Annotated in this window: 13 protein-coding genes; 9 read left to right on the forward strand and 4 right to left on the reverse strand. The window is 60.4% G+C overall.

The features are described from left to right. Window positions 1-140: 140 nt before the first annotated feature. From ACCQ07_RS16715 to ACCQ07_RS16740, 6 genes are all read left to right on the forward strand, one after another. Window positions 141-788: a hypothetical protein gene (locus ACCQ07_RS16715; RefSeq protein ID WP_372364158.1), complete on the forward strand. Its 648-nt coding sequence runs from the start codon at window positions 141-143 to the stop codon at window positions 786-788. Continuing rightward, on the forward strand, window positions 785-2,137 hold the full coding sequence (locus tag ACCQ07_RS16720) for a Tle-like phospholipase domain-containing protein (RefSeq protein WP_372363473.1): 1,353 nt from the start codon (window positions 785-787) through the stop codon (window positions 2,135-2,137). Before ACCQ07_RS16715 ends, ACCQ07_RS16720 begins: the two co-directional genes overlap by 4 nt. A 37-nt stretch (window positions 2,138-2,174) precedes the next feature. Continuing rightward, complete coding sequence (locus tag ACCQ07_RS16725) at window positions 2,175-3,323, forward strand: TrbL/VirB6 family protein (RefSeq protein ID WP_503255984.1); 1,149 nt, start codon at window positions 2,175-2,177, stop codon at window positions 3,321-3,323. A 57-nt stretch (window positions 3,324-3,380) separates the two neighbouring features. Further along, entirely contained in the window at window positions 3,381-3,917 is a 537-nt protein-coding gene (locus tag ACCQ07_RS16730; protein ID WP_136733900.1) for a DUF4189 domain-containing protein, read from the forward strand. 240 nt (window positions 3,918-4,157) lie between these two features. Further along, the gene (locus tag ACCQ07_RS16735; protein ID WP_372364159.1) at window positions 4,158-4,805 is read left to right on the forward strand and encodes a hypothetical protein; all 648 of its coding nucleotides are present in this window, start codon (window positions 4,158-4,160) and stop codon (window positions 4,803-4,805) included. Further along, complete coding sequence (locus ACCQ07_RS16740; protein ID WP_372363475.1) at window positions 4,802-6,157, forward strand: Tle-like phospholipase domain-containing protein; 1,356 nt, start codon at window positions 4,802-4,804, stop codon at window positions 6,155-6,157. The genes ACCQ07_RS16735 and ACCQ07_RS16740 overlap by 4 nt, the downstream gene beginning before the upstream one ends. A 161-nt stretch (window positions 6,158-6,318) precedes the next feature. Here ACCQ07_RS16740 and ACCQ07_RS16745 read toward each other — a convergent pair whose 3' ends face one another. Beyond that, window positions 6,319-6,843: a hypothetical protein gene (locus ACCQ07_RS16745; protein ID WP_011348509.1), complete on the reverse strand. Its 525-nt coding sequence runs from the start codon at window positions 6,841-6,843 to the stop codon at window positions 6,319-6,321. Between the two features lie 251 nt (window positions 6,844-7,094). Here ACCQ07_RS16745 and ACCQ07_RS16750 point away from each other — a divergent pair, with 251 nt between their 5' ends. Further along, complete coding sequence (locus tag ACCQ07_RS16750; RefSeq protein ID WP_014090993.1) at window positions 7,095-9,122, forward strand: sodium-translocating pyrophosphatase; 2,028 nt, start codon at window positions 7,095-7,097, stop codon at window positions 9,120-9,122. Window positions 9,123-9,409: 287 nt separating this feature from the next. Here the strand turns inward: ACCQ07_RS16750 and ACCQ07_RS16755 are convergent, their stop codons facing one another. Continuing rightward, window positions 9,410-9,892: a hypothetical protein gene (locus ACCQ07_RS16755; RefSeq protein WP_008573723.1), complete on the reverse strand. Its 483-nt coding sequence runs from the start codon at window positions 9,890-9,892 to the stop codon at window positions 9,410-9,412. A gap of 197 nt (window positions 9,893-10,089) precedes the next feature. Between ACCQ07_RS16755 and ppa the strand changes: the two genes are divergently transcribed. Both ppa and ACCQ07_RS16765 read left to right on the forward strand, forming a co-directional pair. Beyond that, on the forward strand, window positions 10,090-10,626 hold the full coding sequence (ppa, locus tag ACCQ07_RS16760) for an inorganic diphosphatase (protein WP_005911986.1): 537 nt from the start codon (window positions 10,090-10,092) through the stop codon (window positions 10,624-10,626). A gap of 113 nt (window positions 10,627-10,739) precedes the next feature. Beyond that, window positions 10,740-11,888 carry an HDOD domain-containing protein gene (locus ACCQ07_RS16765; RefSeq protein ID WP_372363476.1) on the forward strand — a complete coding sequence of 383 codons (1,149 nt, stop codon included), beginning with the start codon at window positions 10,740-10,742 and terminating at the stop codon, window positions 11,886-11,888. Between the two features lie 415 nt (window positions 11,889-12,303). Here ACCQ07_RS16765 and ACCQ07_RS16770 read toward each other — a convergent pair whose 3' ends face one another. Both ACCQ07_RS16770 and ACCQ07_RS16775 read right to left on the reverse strand, forming a co-directional pair. Then, window positions 12,304-15,147, reverse strand: coding sequence for a TonB-dependent receptor plug domain-containing protein (locus tag ACCQ07_RS16770; RefSeq protein WP_008573719.1), 2,844 nt, complete (start codon window positions 15,145-15,147; stop codon window positions 12,304-12,306). A 48-nt stretch (window positions 15,148-15,195) separates the two neighbouring features. Next, window positions 15,196-16,089 (reverse strand): helix-turn-helix domain-containing protein, encoded by an 894-nt coding sequence (locus tag ACCQ07_RS16775; RefSeq protein ID WP_372363477.1) that lies wholly within the window; start codon window positions 16,087-16,089, stop codon window positions 15,196-15,198. Between the last annotated feature and the right edge of the window lie 47 nt (window positions 16,090-16,136).

A 16,136-nucleotide genomic window follows, 5' to 3' on the forward strand; every position in this document is an offset into this window, starting at 1 on the left:
GCAAGTGCACTCTTGAATTTCTGCGGATCTTGCTAATACGCGCTGATACGATGTCAAGTATAATGCGCATCACCTCAATTAGAGCCAAAAACTCCGCATCTTCTATCGCGCAATGCGTGCATGCAGCAGAGGCATCTCCAATGGCTCCCAAGATTATCGGCCGTTTCATTTTCCTCCTCATGCCCCTCCTCGTTGCAGGATGCCAACCAATGGCTACGCCATCCTCAAAAGCAGACGCGACGACCAGCGATCCGACTTACCAGAAGAACCCGCATCCGATGCAGGCGTACCGGCTCACGATGACGATCGAGGATGCGCCGGGTCCGTTTGAATGGATCTCGGGCACGGCGTTCTACCAGATGACCAACCACAAGCAATGCACGCCAATCGAGCCCATTGCCGGCGTGTGGAACAAGTCTGATGAACACGGCATTCCAATCAATTTTGAAAAGCGCGATGCATCCACCTACGTTGCGACGATCTATGCCGATGGCATGATTGATGCGGACTACTATGGCAAGGGCGTCTGCCGGTGGGAACTCACTAGCGTGGATGTTTCGTTAAAGGCAACAGGGAAGAACGAAGAAACACGGTTTCAGCCAGGTCTATACAAAGATAAAATATCGAGCGGCCTCCCGACTACGACCTATTTCTGGTCAGGCGGATATCCTAAAGATGAGATGGACAACTACCCCGATTCAGGTCACTCAGACCCGACTCAATTTAAGGAAGATTTACGCAAACAGCTGTTCAAAGTGACTCTGATTGCCAGAAAGGACGCATTATGAAGCTGACCGCACAACAATATGCTGAGCTGGCAAGCGATGTTTATAGAAAGCCAAACGAAACGGGTGAGGATAGTCAAACGGCAAATATAGGCGGCATTTTGTATAAACGGCTCGAATACATTGACACACCTTCGGGCTATCAAGGCATCATCTATCAGCGCATAGATACGAGTGATATTATTGTCGCCCATCGGGGCACCGAATTTGATCGTCAACCCAAACAAGATGGTGCCTACGCCGATGGCGGCATGGTCGCAGCTCGTCACAACTACCAAGCTGCCGATGCAATTGAACTCACCCGACATGCAATGCAGATAGCTGAGCGTCAAGGCACGCGTGACGGGCATACGCCCGAAGTCACCGTCACCGGCCACTCGCTTGGCGGCGACTTGGCGCAAGTCACGGCACATCACTACGGCCTGAAAGGCGAGACCTTCAACGCCTACGGCGCGGTCAGCCTGGACCGACGTATCCCCGAAGGCGGCACCGATGTGATCAATCATGTGATGGCTGGCGATGCGGTCAGTGCTGCCAGCAAGCACTACGGCCAAGTGAAGGTCTATGCTTCGTCTCAAGAGATCGCCCTGCTTAAACAAGCTGGCTACGAAAATACCCCCAGCGTGTTGGATGCGCGCAATCCAGCTGTAGCCATCCCGCTCGGTGACTCACACCGCATCCACAACTTCCTACCCGTCGATGGTAACGGCAAACCAGATCGCTCGGTGTTGGAAGATCCCAAGTCGCAACAGCTGGCGCAGCAGTACTCGCCGATGATCGACAAATACCGTGGCGATGTTGCGCTCTTGCGCGGTGGCCTGACCCTGGCATCGCGCCAATTGCAGTTCATGTACATAGCCGATGGCGTCAATCATCTGCGCGGCCCCCTCGCCCCTGGTGCCGGCGCGGCAGAAATGGCGGCAGAGCGCTGGAAGGAAACGCAACAGCGCATGGAGCGCGAAGACAAGCCTGTGTATGTGCCACCTGGCTGGAAGGTGCCAATAGGTTCCGTTACCGAGCGTTCCGTCGAGCCAGGCGCGGCTCCCATCTCGAACGATCCGCTGTACCGCTCCATCCACAGCAAACTGCCGCAGGGCACCGCCGATGCCGTGGCCATGCATGCGACTGTGGAAGCCAAACGCGCTGGCATCGTCAACGTCGACCAGCTACGCAGCGTAACCGTGCAGGATGGCAATGCCTGGATTGTTGGCAACACCCCGGGCTTCCGCACCAAAGTGGATCTGGCAGCGGACGTCCCTCCGTTGCAAGAGAGCCAACAGCAGTTGCGCGCGCTGGATGCGCAACGGGCGCAGCCGGAGATGACCACACCGACACCGACGCGTGTAATGTAAGACCATGACCGCGCGGATCGCACCGATGACTGACCCGATGCCCACTGCTGCGGCAGCTTGGTGTGCACCGCGTGCGGCAAACTGGTATCCGCCCTTGACGGATGCCAATCTCGGTGACTTCGTTTTATTCAAGTTGGTCAACGACTACTTCAACAGCGAAATCCAGAACTTCGGCATGGAGCTGATGAAGCGGGCCATGCGCTGGGTCAGCGCTATCGCGTTGACCGTTACCACGCTGTGGATACTGATTCTGGGTTACCGCATCGCCACCGGGCAATCGCGTGAGAGTGCGATGGCCACCATGATCAAGGCCGGCAAGGTGGCCCTCATCATCAGCTTTGCCTCGGCCCTGGGCGCCAATGGCGCCATGCTGCACCAAAGCATGACCCAGAACCTGGACAAGGAAATCCATCGCCTGTTCACCGGCGATGAGGGTACCGCCGCCGATGCCATCGACGAGAACCTGGCCTACACGCAGGTCGCAATGGCCACACTGGATGCGGTGCGCGTCGATCCAGCCCAGCCGGAAGTGCTGGAGAAGAAAGGCCGCGCCATGCTGATGGCAGGCTTCGGCACCGCCAGCCCACCGATGGCCGCCGGGGCGATGCTGCTGCTGTTCAAGTTCACCATGGCCTTCTTGATCGGCATCGGGCCGATCTTCATCCTGGCGCTGGTCTTTGACCAGACCAAGGACCTGTTCAAGAAGTGGCTGTTCTACGTCATCGGCACCTTGTTCTCGATGTCGATGCTGTCGGTGGTCACGGCCATGGTGCTCAAGTTCACCGCCAAGGTGGCCGCCGCCTACTGGGCGGTCAAGTTCATCCCATTCGGTAATGCTGAAGGCCTCTCCAGCCAGGCGCTGCAGCAAGGCGGCATCGGCCTGATCATGACCATGCTCATCGTCACCATACCGACCATCGCCGCCGCGCTATGGCAGGGCAATATGGGCACGTTCATGGCCTACTCGGCGTTTGGGACTGCAGCAAGTCAAGGACCGCAAGGGCAGCCTGCTGGGTCGTATATGCCATCACGTATTGAGGCAAACAATAATCAAGTAGGTTCTGAGGCGAGCCCGTCGAGTTTCTCTGCAGGACGGGTTTCTGGCCCCGCGCCTTCTAGTTCCGAAACTCCTCAAGTAGGGACAAGAGGAATTGCTACTCAACGAGATAGTAGCCGTTTGGGCTAATAGATGCACTTACTCTACTTTTGATATGTAACGGCTATTTAGGGTTTCAGGAAAAAAATGCTGAAGATTACTTTACTCAGTCTTGGCTTGTTAATTTATACTTTTTGTGATTATGCTGCCGCCGAAGGAAATTGCCCCCCCGGCCAGTTTCCAATCGGCGGCCAAGGAGCTGTTGCTTGTGCACCCATGCCGCAATCAGGCTCCGCCACGCCTCAGGAGTCACGTCCACTTGGCAAGTGGATTAAAACTTGGGGAGCGATTGCTCTTGGCACTGTTAATTCCACTCCTTTTTATGGAGTGCCGACAGGCGCGTTATCAGAATCAGAAGCCAAGCAACAATCTTTGGAACGTTGCGCGAAACTTGGGCCAAACAACTGCCGTGTTACTCTGACTTATCAAAATCAATGTGCTGCCATAGGTGAGCCACAAATTAATGGAAAACCAAATCCAGATGGATTGATTCAATTCATAGGCAGGTCGTCCAAAGAAAAAGCCGCCGAAGATGCTTTAACTCAGTGCAAAAAAAGAAATCCTGAAATGCAATGCAAGGTTATCTATGAGGAATGCTCAGAACCCATCTTTAAAAGATACTAGCGGAGTATCCCTGAGCTAGGGCACCGGTAATAGTTGGCTTCTAGTGTATTAATTTCGCGTAGCCTTGCAGGCAGTCATGGCTCATGCGGACCGCTTATTTGCAAGTGCACTCTTGAACTTCTGCGGATCTTGCTAATACGCGCTGATACGATGTCAAGTATAATGCGCATCACCTCAATTAGAGCCAAAAACTCCTCATCTTCTATCGCGCAATGCGTGCATGCAGCAGAGGCATCTCCAATGGCTCCCAAGATTATCGGCCGTTTCATTTTCCTCCTCATGCCCTTCCTCGTTGCAGGATGCCAACCCATGACTGCGACATCCTCAAAAGCCGACGCAACGACCAGCAATCTGACTTACCAGAAGAACCCGCATCCTAAGCAAGCGTACCGGATCACTATGACCATCGAGGATGCGCCTGGGTCGTTCGAGTGGATCTCCGGCACGGCCTTCTACCAGATGACCAACCACAAGCAATGCACGCCAATTGAGCCCATTGCCGGTGTGTGGAACAAGTCTGACGAAGATGGCATTCCCATACACTTTGAGAAGCGTGATGCATCCACCTACGTTGCGACAATCTATGCCGATGGCATGGTTGATGCTGACTATTACGGAAAAGGGGTATGCAAATTTGAGCTAGATGGGATCGGAATCTCTCTTCGGGCGACTGGCAAGGAAGAGGAAACACGGTTTCAGCCCGCACTCTTCAAATCACAAATACACGACACAAGATCGGTAAAGTTTTACTTCTGGAAAGGCGGTTATCCACGAAGTGAGATGGACAACTACCCAGACACCGGCGAATACAGTGCGGACAAATACTCAGAACCCAACAGAAGCAACTTATTTCAGATAACGCTAAAGTCTGAAAAGGTGTCTAAATGAGCCTGACACATCAGCAGTATGCACTGCTTGCAAGCGATGCGTATAAAGAGCCTAACGAGACGGGCCCTAATAGTAAGCCAGTGAATCTCGGCGATCTCCTAGTTAGGCGCCTTGAATACATGGATCGTCCCTCAGGTTATCAGGGTGTCATCTATGAGAGGATAGACACAGGCGAGATTATCGTAGCCCACCGCGGCACAGAGACCGAGAGACAGTTAAAAGAAGATGGCGTGTATACCGACGGCGGCATGGTTGCAACACGTCACAACAACCAGATCGATGATGCGATCAAATTGACCCGTCATGCGTTGATGTATGCAGAGCAAAAACATCTCAAGACCGGCCAATCAGCCCCTCAAGTTACCGTCACCGGCCACTCGCTTGGCGGCGATCTGGCCCAGGTCACCTCGCATCACTACGGCCTCAAGGGCGAGACCTTCAACGCCTACGGCGCAGTAAGCCTAGACCGGCGCATCCCCGAAGGCGGTAACGATGTCATCAATCACGTGATGGCTGGGGATGCGGTCAGTGCTGCCAGCAGGCATTACGGCCAGGTCAGGATCTACGCTGCAACACAGGAAATCACTGCTCTGCAGAAGGCAGGCTATGCCAACGATCGCAGTGTGTTGGATGACCGCAACCCGCTTGTCGCCGGGGCGTTGCGTGATTCGCATCGCATGCATAACTTTCTGCCGGTCGATGCCAACGGCATGCCGGATCGCTCGGTGTTGGAAGATCCCAAGTCGCAACAGCTGGCGCAGCAGTACTCGCCGATGATCGACAAATACCGTGGCGATGTTGCGCTCTTGCGCGGTGGCCTGACCCTGGCATCGCGCCACTTGCAGTTCATGTACATAGCCGATGACGTCAATCATCTGCGCGGCCCCCTCGCCCCTGGTGCCGGCGCGGCGGAAATGGCGGCAGAGCGCTGGAAGGAAACGCAACAGCGCATGGAGCGCGAAGGCACGTCGGTATATGTGGCTCCTGGCTGGAAGCTGCCTCTGGGCAATACCCCAGCGCACTGCATGGATTCGGGCGCGGCGGCCATGTCCAATGATCCGCTGTACCGGTCCATCCACAGCAAACTGCCGCAGGGCACCTCCGATGCCGTCGCCATGCATGCCACCGTCGAGGCTAAACGTGCAGGCATCGTCAACGTCGACCAGCTGCGCAGCGTCACCGTGCAGGACGGCAACGCCTGGATCGTCGGCAACACCCCGGGCTTCCGGGCCAAGGTGGATCTGGTGGCAGAGGCACCGCCGTTGCAAGGGGGCCAGCAACAGTTGCACGCACCGGATACACAACGGACGCAGCCGGAGATGACCAAACCGACACCGGCGCGCGTGATCTAGAACGATGGCTGATCAAAAACGACGATGTCAGCAATATGCTCCAGGAGCCTGGCCTGAGATACAGACGACGAACAGTATTGGAACATGGAAGTGGTGCTTGCCAAACATCAGAACTCGCCGCATCGCCCTGAGTGCTATGAGGCGAGCTTGCTCGCCGCTCTCTACTGACACGCCTTGCCTTCCACCGTCATCTGCGCAGCGAACATGGGCACCTGCGGGATCTTGCCGGCGGCGGCTTGTTGCTTGGCGTCTTCCAGATAGATGCGCGACTGGCCCTGGCCATCGAGCTGCGGCTTGGCATCCACCGGCTTGCGCCATACGCGTACCACCGCTTGCTGTGACGGGCAGGCTGCGCTTGGCACGCGGATCACATCGTTGAAGATCCAGCCCGAGGCGACACTGGGCGCGGCCTTGGCGAAATCCACGAAGCGTGCGCGTGGTTGACAGGTGGGGCTGCTGCGGACCACCGACAATGTATACGGCTGTGCAGCATTTCCGGTAAACACGCCTTCCAGTCGTGCGCAGGCTTCCGGGATCTGACGCAAGGTGTGCACGGCGCCGACCGCTTGCGCGGTGCCGGGTGCGCGCGGCTTGAGTTCGGGCGTGGGATCGGCCGCAAACGCTTGGCTCGTCAGCAACAGCGTTGCGAGCATCGCGGCGTATTTTTGCGCAGCATGGTGGGACATGGACACTCCTGGGTCGACCGAATCACGTTGGCCGCAGGCTGTCACGCCGCAACTGAACGACGCGCCAAAGCCATAACGCTGGTCGCCACGCAAGGCGCGGCGCATACTCGGTCGCGATCCGGCCACCTGAACATTCGCGACGCGCATTACGGCCCAGGCGGCCGTCGAGTCCGTATTCGTCAGTCCACTCGTTGTGTGCATCGCCCTTGGTTCGTCCCGACCGGACGACATCCATTCTCTTGGGAGGGGTCATGCTGGAACACTATGGGTTGTGGCTTGCGCTGGGTTGTGCGGTCTTGGCAATCGTCTATGGAATCGTGTCGGCGCGCTGGGTGGTCGCGCAGCCGAGCGGCAATGCACGCATGCAGGAGATCGCCGCCGCGATCCAGGAAGGCGCGCGTGCCTATCTCAACCGGCAATACCTCACCATTTCGGTTGCTGGGGCAGTGCTGTTCGTGTTGGTCGGGCTGTTCCTGAGTTGGTACACCGCGATCGGGTTTGCACTGGGTGCGGTGTTGTCCGGGTTAGCCGGCTATATCGGCATGAACGTCTCGGTGCGCGCCAATGTCCGCACCGCCGAGGCGGCGCGGCATGGCATCGGCAAGGCGATGGATGTGGCGTTCCGCGGCGGCGCGATCACCGGCATGCTGGTGGTCGGCCTCGGGCTGCTCGGCGTGGCCGGCTACTTTGCTGTGCTGCAGGCCATGGGGCTGCCACTGGAGCAGAACCTGCATGCCTTGGTGGGCTTGGCATTCGGGTCGTCGTTGATCTCGATCTTTGCGCGCCTGGGTGGCGGAATTTTCACCAAGGGCGCAGATGTGGGCGCCGATCTTGTCGGCAAGGTCGAGGCCGGCATTCCCGAGGACGATCCACGCAATCCGGCAGTGATTGCGGACAATGTCGGCGACAATGTGGGCGACTGTGCCGGCATGGCCGCCGATCTGTTCGAAACCTACGCAGTCACCGTGATCGCCACGATGCTGCTCGGCAGTCTGACGCTGGCCGAAACCGGTCCGCATGCCGTGCTCTATCCGTTGGTGCTCGGCGGAGTATCGATCATCGCTTCGATCGTGGGCGCGGCCTTCGTCAAGGTCAAAGGTGGCGGTTCGATCATGGGTGCGCTTTACAAAGGCGTGATCGTGTCGGGCGTGCTGGCGGCGTTGGCTTACTGGCCCATCACCCAATCGCTGATGCGCGACAACACCCACGGCGCCGCGGCGTTGTACGCCTGCGCACTGATCGGCCTGGTGCTCACCGGCCTGATCGTGTGGATTACCGAGTACTACACCGGCACGCAGTACACCCCGGTGCAGCATGTTGCATCGGCCAGTACCACGGGGCACGGCACCAACATCATCGCAGGGCTCGGTATTTCGATGAAATCTACCGCGCTGCCGGTGATCGCGGTCTGCGCAGCAATCTGGGGTGCGTTTCACTTCGGCGGCTTGTACGGCATTGCGATTGCAGCAACGGCCATGCTGTCGATGGCCGGCATGATCGTTGCGCTGGATGCGTATGGACCGATTACCGATAACGCCGGCGGCATCGCCGAGATGGCCGAGCTCCCTCCCGAGGTCCGCAACATTACCGACCCGCTGGACGCGGTGGGCAACACCACCAAGGCAGTGACCAAGGGCTACGCGATCGGATCGGCGGCGCTGGCGGCGCTGGTGCTGTTTGCCGACTACACGCACAACCTGCAGGCGGCCAATCCCGACCAGGTGTACGCCTTCGATCTATCCGACCACACGGTGATCATCGGGCTGCTGATTGGCGGGCTGATTCCCTATCTCTTCGGCGCGATGGCGATGGAAGCGGTCGGCCGCGCCGCGGGCGCCGTGGTGGAAGAGGTGCGCCGCCAGTTCCGCGAACTTCCCGGCATCATGGCCGGTACCGCCAAGCCGCAGTACGACCGCGCCGTCGACATGCTGACCCGCTCGGCGATTGGCGAAATGATCGTGCCTTCCCTGCTGCCGGTGGTGGTTCCGATCATTGTCGGGTTGCTACTGGGTCCGCGTGCACTGGGGGGCTTGTTGATCGGCACGATTGTCACTGGTTTGTTCCTGGCGATTTCGATGACCACTGGCGGCGGCGCGTGGGACAACGCCAAGAAATACATCGAGGACGGCCACTTCGGCGGGAAAGGCAGCGAGGCGCACAAGGCTGCGATCACCGGCGACACGGTCGGTGATCCGTACAAGGACACCGCGGGGCCGGCGATCAACCCGCTGATCAAGATCATCAACATCGTGGCCTTGTTGCTCGTGCCCCTGCTGTAACGCTGCGATGACCGCAGGGCACGTGACCTGCGGTCATGACGTCGGGAAGCAGCCGACCGACCGAACGCGTCGCGGCAAGTCCGAACCGGTCACTGCGGAAAGCGGCAACTGGGGCATAGGGACCGGGCCAATAAGGCGTCGCCGGGCCGGGGCATTTGCCCTTCCCAGCTCAGGATCGGCATCGCGCCGGGGCCCGCTGGCGGCCCCCATCGTCGATAAGAAGATGGCGCCATCAGGCAGAAGGGGCTGGCCTGTGCCGGCAAGCCCCCGTCCCGCCCGGCCTACGATCACAGGCAGCCGATCAGGCCGTCATAGATCGGCGGTGCGCCGCCCGGCAGTGGCTTGAACAGCGGATTGGCCACCGCAAGCGTGCGATACATCTCATCCAGGCGGGTACCGGCCTTCAACGGTGCCGTGCAGCGCCACACCCGGCTGTCCGACCGCAAGTAACCGCTACGCGGGTCGACGCTGACCTCACTGGCGCCGAAGGTCCAGATGCAGCTCCGCACCACCCCGGTGACGCGATGCACCGAGCAGCGGAAGCGCAGCGGCTGGTAGTCGCTGAAGTCGCCGCCACAAAAGGTGTCGCCGCAGATATTGTCGAAATCGCGGTCCAGCCGCTGCTCCAGATCGATGAACGCCTCCCAGCCCTCGCCATTGGCGGGCCAGTCCACCGCATCCACGAAGGTGGGCGGAGGCGTCGCGGCGGCAGCGAACTGGGCGGTAAGGGACAGCAGCAGGAGAACCAGCAAACGCGCAAGCCTGGACATGGGCAATTCCTATGCGGTGGATGAGCCTGCAGCGTGCGCCTCCGGCCGGGCCGCAACGATCAGGCAGCCACCCGCGATGAACGCGGGCTATGCCGCACGCAGCGGTCAGGACATTGCCCATTCAGTGTCGCTGCAGCGCAACAGCCGAACGCGTAGAATCGCGCTCCACACACTGCTGACGCCTCGGAGCTACCCGCATGGGCCTTGAACTGGTCACCTCTGGCAAGAATCTGCCGGAAGAAATCAACGTCGTCATCGAGATCCCCAAGGATTCGGAGCCGGTCAAGTACGAAGTCGACAAGGCCAGCGGGGCGATCTTCGTCGACCGCATCCTGTCGACCCCGATGCGGTATCCCTGCAACTATGGCTACGTGCCCAACACCCTGTGCGGCGATGGCGACCCGGCCGACGTGCTGGTGGTGCTGCCCTTGCCATTGGTGCCGGGCTCGGTGGTGCGCTGCCGTCCGGTGGGCGTGCTGCGCATGAGCGACGAGGCCGGCAGCGACGAAAAGATCCTGGCTGTGCCGATCGAGAAGATCTTCTCCGGTTACGCGCACATCGAAGACATCAACCAGGTGTCCAGCCACTGGATGGAACGTATCGGCCACTTCTTCGAGCATTACAAGGACTTGGAGAAGGGCAAGTGGGTCAAGCTGGACGGCTGGGGCGGCGCGGCCGAGGCCAAGCGCATCCTGACCGAGTCGGTGGAACGCTACAATTCCGACGCACCCTGATCCATCGATCGTGATGCTGCCCTGCGTGTAGGGGGCGATCGGGATCACGCTTCTGGCGTGATCCCGGTGACCGCAGTCGGCAGATTGGGTACATTGCCGAAAGCGTTTGGCCGGTGTCTGTCACCGGTGACTTCTGGGGAAGTGTCTTGCGTATTCTGTTTGTTGGGGACGAAGCCAGTCTTCCGTCCGACCTTGACGACTACGTCGCCGACCTGGGCGACCAGTGGCAGGCGCAGCGGGTGGCCGATGGCAATTCGGCGATCGAAGCTGCCGCGCTGTCGCCGTTCGACGCCGTCATCGTTGCCCCGGTCCTGCCGGACCTGACTGCCGCCACCTTGCTGGGGCAAATCCGCACGCTGCGCCCGGACACCATTCGTATTGCGTTGATCGATGCGCAAGGCGGCCAGCGCACGCCGCCGGCCCGCATCATCGGCGTGGCGCATCGCTTCTTGCCGATGCCGCTGGCGCCCGAAGTGCTGCTCGAGGCGGTCACCAGCCTGGAGGAACTGCGCGAGCTGCTCAGCAATCCTCGCCTGCGCGCGGCGATCGGGCGGATCGAAAAGCTGCCCTCGCCCCCGCATTTGTACCTGAGCCTGATGCATGCGCTGGAAGAGGACGACGGCGCCGACGCGGCCGATATCGCCAAGCTGATCGCCGGCGACCCGGCGATCGCAGCGAAAGTGCTGCAATTGTGCAATTCGGCGTTCTTTTCCGGTGGCCGCAGCATCACCGACCTGCGCACGGCGGTGACCCGCCTGGGCGTGGCGACGCTGCGCGACCTGGTGCTGGCCAGCGAAGTGTTTTCGGTCCAGACGCTTACGCCGGCCGAGCGCAACGCGATGCAGCGCCGCGCCCTGCTCTCTTCGCGCCTGGCGGCCAAGGTGCTTCCGCCGACCAGCGCAGAACTCGGTTCCACCGCCGCACTGCTGGCCGACATCGGCTTGCTGCTGCCGGGCGTACGCGACGAGCGCGAGGCGCCGGCCGAAGGTGGCGACGAACGCCTGGGTCACACCGAAGCCGGCGCCTACCTGCTCGGCCTGTGGGGCTTGCCGATGCCTATCATCGAAGCGGTGGCCTTCCATCGCCATCCGCTGCGTTCCAGCATGCGCAGCTTCTGGGTCACCGGCGCAGTGCATGTCGCCACGGCATTGGCCAGCGGCGAAAGCGTGGACGAAGAGTACCTGACCAAGGTCGGCGTCATCGCCCGCCTGCCGAGCTGGCGCGAACAGGCCGATACGTTGCTGGGGCTTGCCGAGGCGTAAGTCACTCGCTTGCGGCATCCCGAAAGAAGCGCGGCCAAGGCCGCGTTTTTTTATGCCGTTTCTTCGACCGCCCTGCATGGGGCCGTTGCGCCAGGGCCGCGCATTGCAAGCCTTGGTCTGGGCGATGTGTCACGGCACTCACCCCAAGCGCACCGCACTACAGGCAGACGATGCGCTCAAGCGCTGTGGAAGCTGCCCGAGAAGAAAGACTGCAGTTCTTTGCGAGCGGAGTCGCTGAGCAACTTCCACATCCTGCGCGCGTTTTTCGCGGAACTGCCGCACCGCTTGAGTCGCGCAGCGATGACTTCGCATCTAAATCACGCGCCGCATGCGCATTGCCTCATCGCAACAGGGCACTGCATAAAAAAAGACGGGCCTTGCGGCCCGTCTTTCATTTACTACGCGCGTCGATGGATCAGAAGCGCTGGGTGTACTTCATGTACATGAAACGACCGATTTCGAAGCCGCCGTAGTAGGCAAAGCTGCTGTTCGGTGCCGAGTACTGCAGCGGACCGCGGTGATCGAACACATTGTTCGCGCCGAGTGCGATCGTGGCGTCCCACGGCGCCTTCCAGTTGACCTGCAGGTCGTGGAAGGTATTGGCGCCGGTGTGACGCAGCGGGTCGGACTCGCCGTTGGCGATATGGTCCGGCGCATCGCAATAGCCTTCGGCCAGCGTGATGCAGCTTTCCTTCATGCCCGAGTAGTAACGCAGGGTGTAGTTGACGCCGAAATCACCCAGCGACCAGTTCACGCCAACGTTCGAACGCACGCGGAAGATGCCCGGCTCGCCGACACGGCCAATCATGATGGCGTTGCCTGCGCTGTCCTGGCCGGCTTCGTCGTACTTGCTGACGTAGCTGGTCTGCCAGTCGAAGGTGAAGGAACCGATGGCCGTTTCCGGCAGGCGGTACTTCACACCCAGGTCGTAGCCTTCGGTTTCCATCTGACCGAGGTTGGCCACGCCGTAGCTCATCGCCGAGATATGACCATCGGCTGCACGTGTGACATTGGCGCAACGTTCAGCGTCGCCGAGCACATAGCAGTCGCGCAGGATGCGGTCGACGCTATCGGCGATGATCATGTCGTTGATCTCGTAGCGGTACCAATCCAGCGAGATGTCCAGACCCTGCACCCAACGCGGGCTCCAGACCAGACCGGCGGTCTTGCTCGTGGAGGTTTCCGGCTTCAGGTTCGGGTTGGCGCCGCTGATGAATTCATCAGGCGTCTGGCACGGATAGGTCGTGCAAGGCACGAAGCCCTGGCCGAGCTGGGTGTAGCCCAGCGGCACGCCAGCGTTGGTGCAGGCCGCGTTGCCGTTGACGCTGTTGGGGGCGCCGACGCCGCAAGGATCGATGTAATCCTCGAAGCTGCTGCTCAGGCCGCCGTACAGGTCGCTGATGGTGGGCGCACGGAAACCTTCCGCATACGTCGCACGCACCAGCAGGTCTTCCAGCGGACGCCAGGTCAGGCCGAACTTCGAGTTCAGCGTGTTACCGAAGTTGCTGTAGTCCGAGTAACGCGTTGCAGCGTTGAAGGTCAGTTCCTTGGCGAAGGCGACATCGCTCAAGAGCGGAACATTCAATTCGAGGTAGACCTCGTCCAGCGAGTACTGGCCCTGCGTGGTCTTGGCACCCAGACCGGTGCTTTCGCCCGACTGCGCAAACGCATCCGGAGAGAAGCGACCTTCTTCCTTACGGTGTTCGTAGCCCACCGCAACGCCCAGATCGCCAGCCGGCAGCTCAACCACCGAACCGGACAGGTTTGCGGTGAAGCTGGTGGTCTTGGTCAGGCCGGTATCGGTGAAGGTCGGGAACAGGAATTCCTGCAGCGCCGGGTCGGCAAGCGAGCCCTGACCTGCAACGTTGTACGGCAGCAGCGGATTCCACGGACGGCAGGCCGACAGCGAGATCGGATCTGCAGCGGTACCGCACTGCGCAACGCCCTGGCCGTTGATGAAGGACGGGCCCAGCGCCTGACGCGACGCGATGAGGCTCATGTCGCCACGGCTACGCTTGGTGTTCTCGTTGCGGTTCCACAACGCACCCACATCCCAATCCCAGGTCTTGCCGCCGATGTCGAAGTAGCCACTCAAGGTCGGCGCGAAGCGCAGGGTCTTGAGCTGGTTTTCGCTGGCACGCGGCACTTCCCAAAGACGACGACGGAAGTCGACATCCTGGCCGATCGGATTGAATGCGCTGCTGCCTTCCAGCGGAGTGCCGAAGGAACCGGACTGATACGGGTAGCCCGCGATCTGCCCGTCGGTCGTGCGCTCGTTGTAGGCAATATCGGCGTTGAAGGTGATGGCATCGGCAACGTCGTAGTTGACGTTTGCAAATACCGACTTCCGCTCGATACCGGTCTGCACCATCATCTGCTGGTTCGAGTTGGCGTACTCGGCCGGCGTGATCGGGTGATAGTCGGCCGGGTTGTTCGGGTTGCCGCCGGCATTGAGCGTCTGCCACACCGCGGTGTCCGGATCATCGCAGTCCACCTGCAGCGGATTGCACCACGAACCGTTCTGGCTGATGGGGCTCCAGCTGTTCGGGGTCGAGTTGGGACCGCGCGAACCATCGCGGCTGAACCAGCGGTTCTTGGCGAACACCGGGTCCTGCTTGGAATATTCGGCAGACAGCGTCACGCCACCGCGCTCGCCCTGCGAGCCAACAGTGAAGGAGTACTGCGTGGTGTCGCCGTCGCCCTGGCCGAACTGGCCGAACTGCACGCTGGCTTCAGCGCCGTCGAAACGCTTACGCGTGATGACGTTGACCACACCGGCGATCGCGTCGGAGCCGTAGATGGACGAGGCGCCGTCCTTCAGCACTTCAATACGCTCGATTGCCGACATCGGAATCTGGCTGAGATCCTGCAGACCGGAGGTCGACGCACCCAGACGCTTACCGTTCACCAGCACCAACGTACGCTGCGCACCGAGGTTGCGCAGGTCGACGTAGTAACCGCCAACGTCTTCGCCGGACGACAGCGCGTCGGCACGCGAGATGGCCGGGGAGCCGGCGGAGGTCAGGTTCTGCAGCACATCGGCAACAGACGTCAGGCCCTGCTTTTCCAGCGCTTGACGATCAAGGGTCAAAATCGGCTGCTGCGTTTCGACGTCGGCGCTGCGGATGCGCGAGCCGGTGATCTCGATACGGTCAAGCGTGGTGGTCGACTCTTGTGCGGCGGCAAAAGCCGGCGTCAACGCGATCGCAATACCGGCGGGCAACAGGCCCAGCCGCACTGCGGAGGTGCGAAGGTTCATCAATCTCTCCAGGGTTCGTTAGTGGCGCGTTAAGCGCCCCTGTGCAAATTACGATTGCGTGAACGCCGTCGCTTTGCGCGTCACGTTACGTGGCTTTGCCGAATCTGGCGGATTTGCCGTTTGGTCGCGGTAGTGCGATGCGGAGACACCGAAGCGCGCACGAAACGCACGCGCGAAGCTGCAGCAATTGTCGAAGCCGCTTGCGGCTGCAACCTCGCCGATCATCATCGAGGTATCGCGCAACAAATCGGATGCACGTTCCAGACGCAAGCGTGCGGACAGCGCCTGCGGGCTTTCTTCGTACAAACTCTGAAACGTCTTGGAGACGTACCAACTGGAAAAGTTGGTCAGCTGCGCCAGTTCGCTGATGCGCACCACGCGGTCGCTGTTGCCTTCCAGGTACAGCCGTGCACGCTGCATACGCCCAAACACCTGACGCCGACGGCTGCGCGAGCGGCCCGGGCAACGCTGTTCCTGCGCAATAAAATCGCGTTGCATCGCGGCCAGGTGCAACAGCAACGGCCGCGCGGACGCACTGCCGCTTTGTGCGGCGGCATTGCGCCACAGGCGCAAGGCAATGCGCAGATCGCTGCGCGACAACTGGGCGCGGCCGGGATACAGCGTGGCATCGGTCAGTTCGGCAAGCGACTGCAGGCTCTCGCCATCCAGACCGACGCCCACGCATAGCGCGCTGCGATCTGCCTGCAAGGTGGGATGGGAATCCTTGTCGAAGGCGATCCAGTCGCCGGCACGCAGACGAAAGCGGCCCTCCTTGGATTCCACCCATGCGCGTCCGCGTAGCTGTATCCACAAGGTGAATGTCGCCGCGTTGGTACGGATGCTGCCGAGCCGCGAGACTGCCAGACAGATAGTCGATGTCGACTCGTTGGCGTTATCGAGCGCGAGCGCAAGCCCACGATCCGCGGTGATGACCTGTTGCATGTTGGCAGCCCCCTGTACAAAAGAGGGCGTAGTGTTTTGCCGACTGT

Origin of the sequence: Xanthomonas sp. NCPPB 3583, assembly GCF_041475715.2 — a bacterium.
Taxonomy (GTDB): Bacteria; Pseudomonadota; Gammaproteobacteria; order Xanthomonadales; family Xanthomonadaceae; genus Xanthomonas; species Xanthomonas euvesicatoria.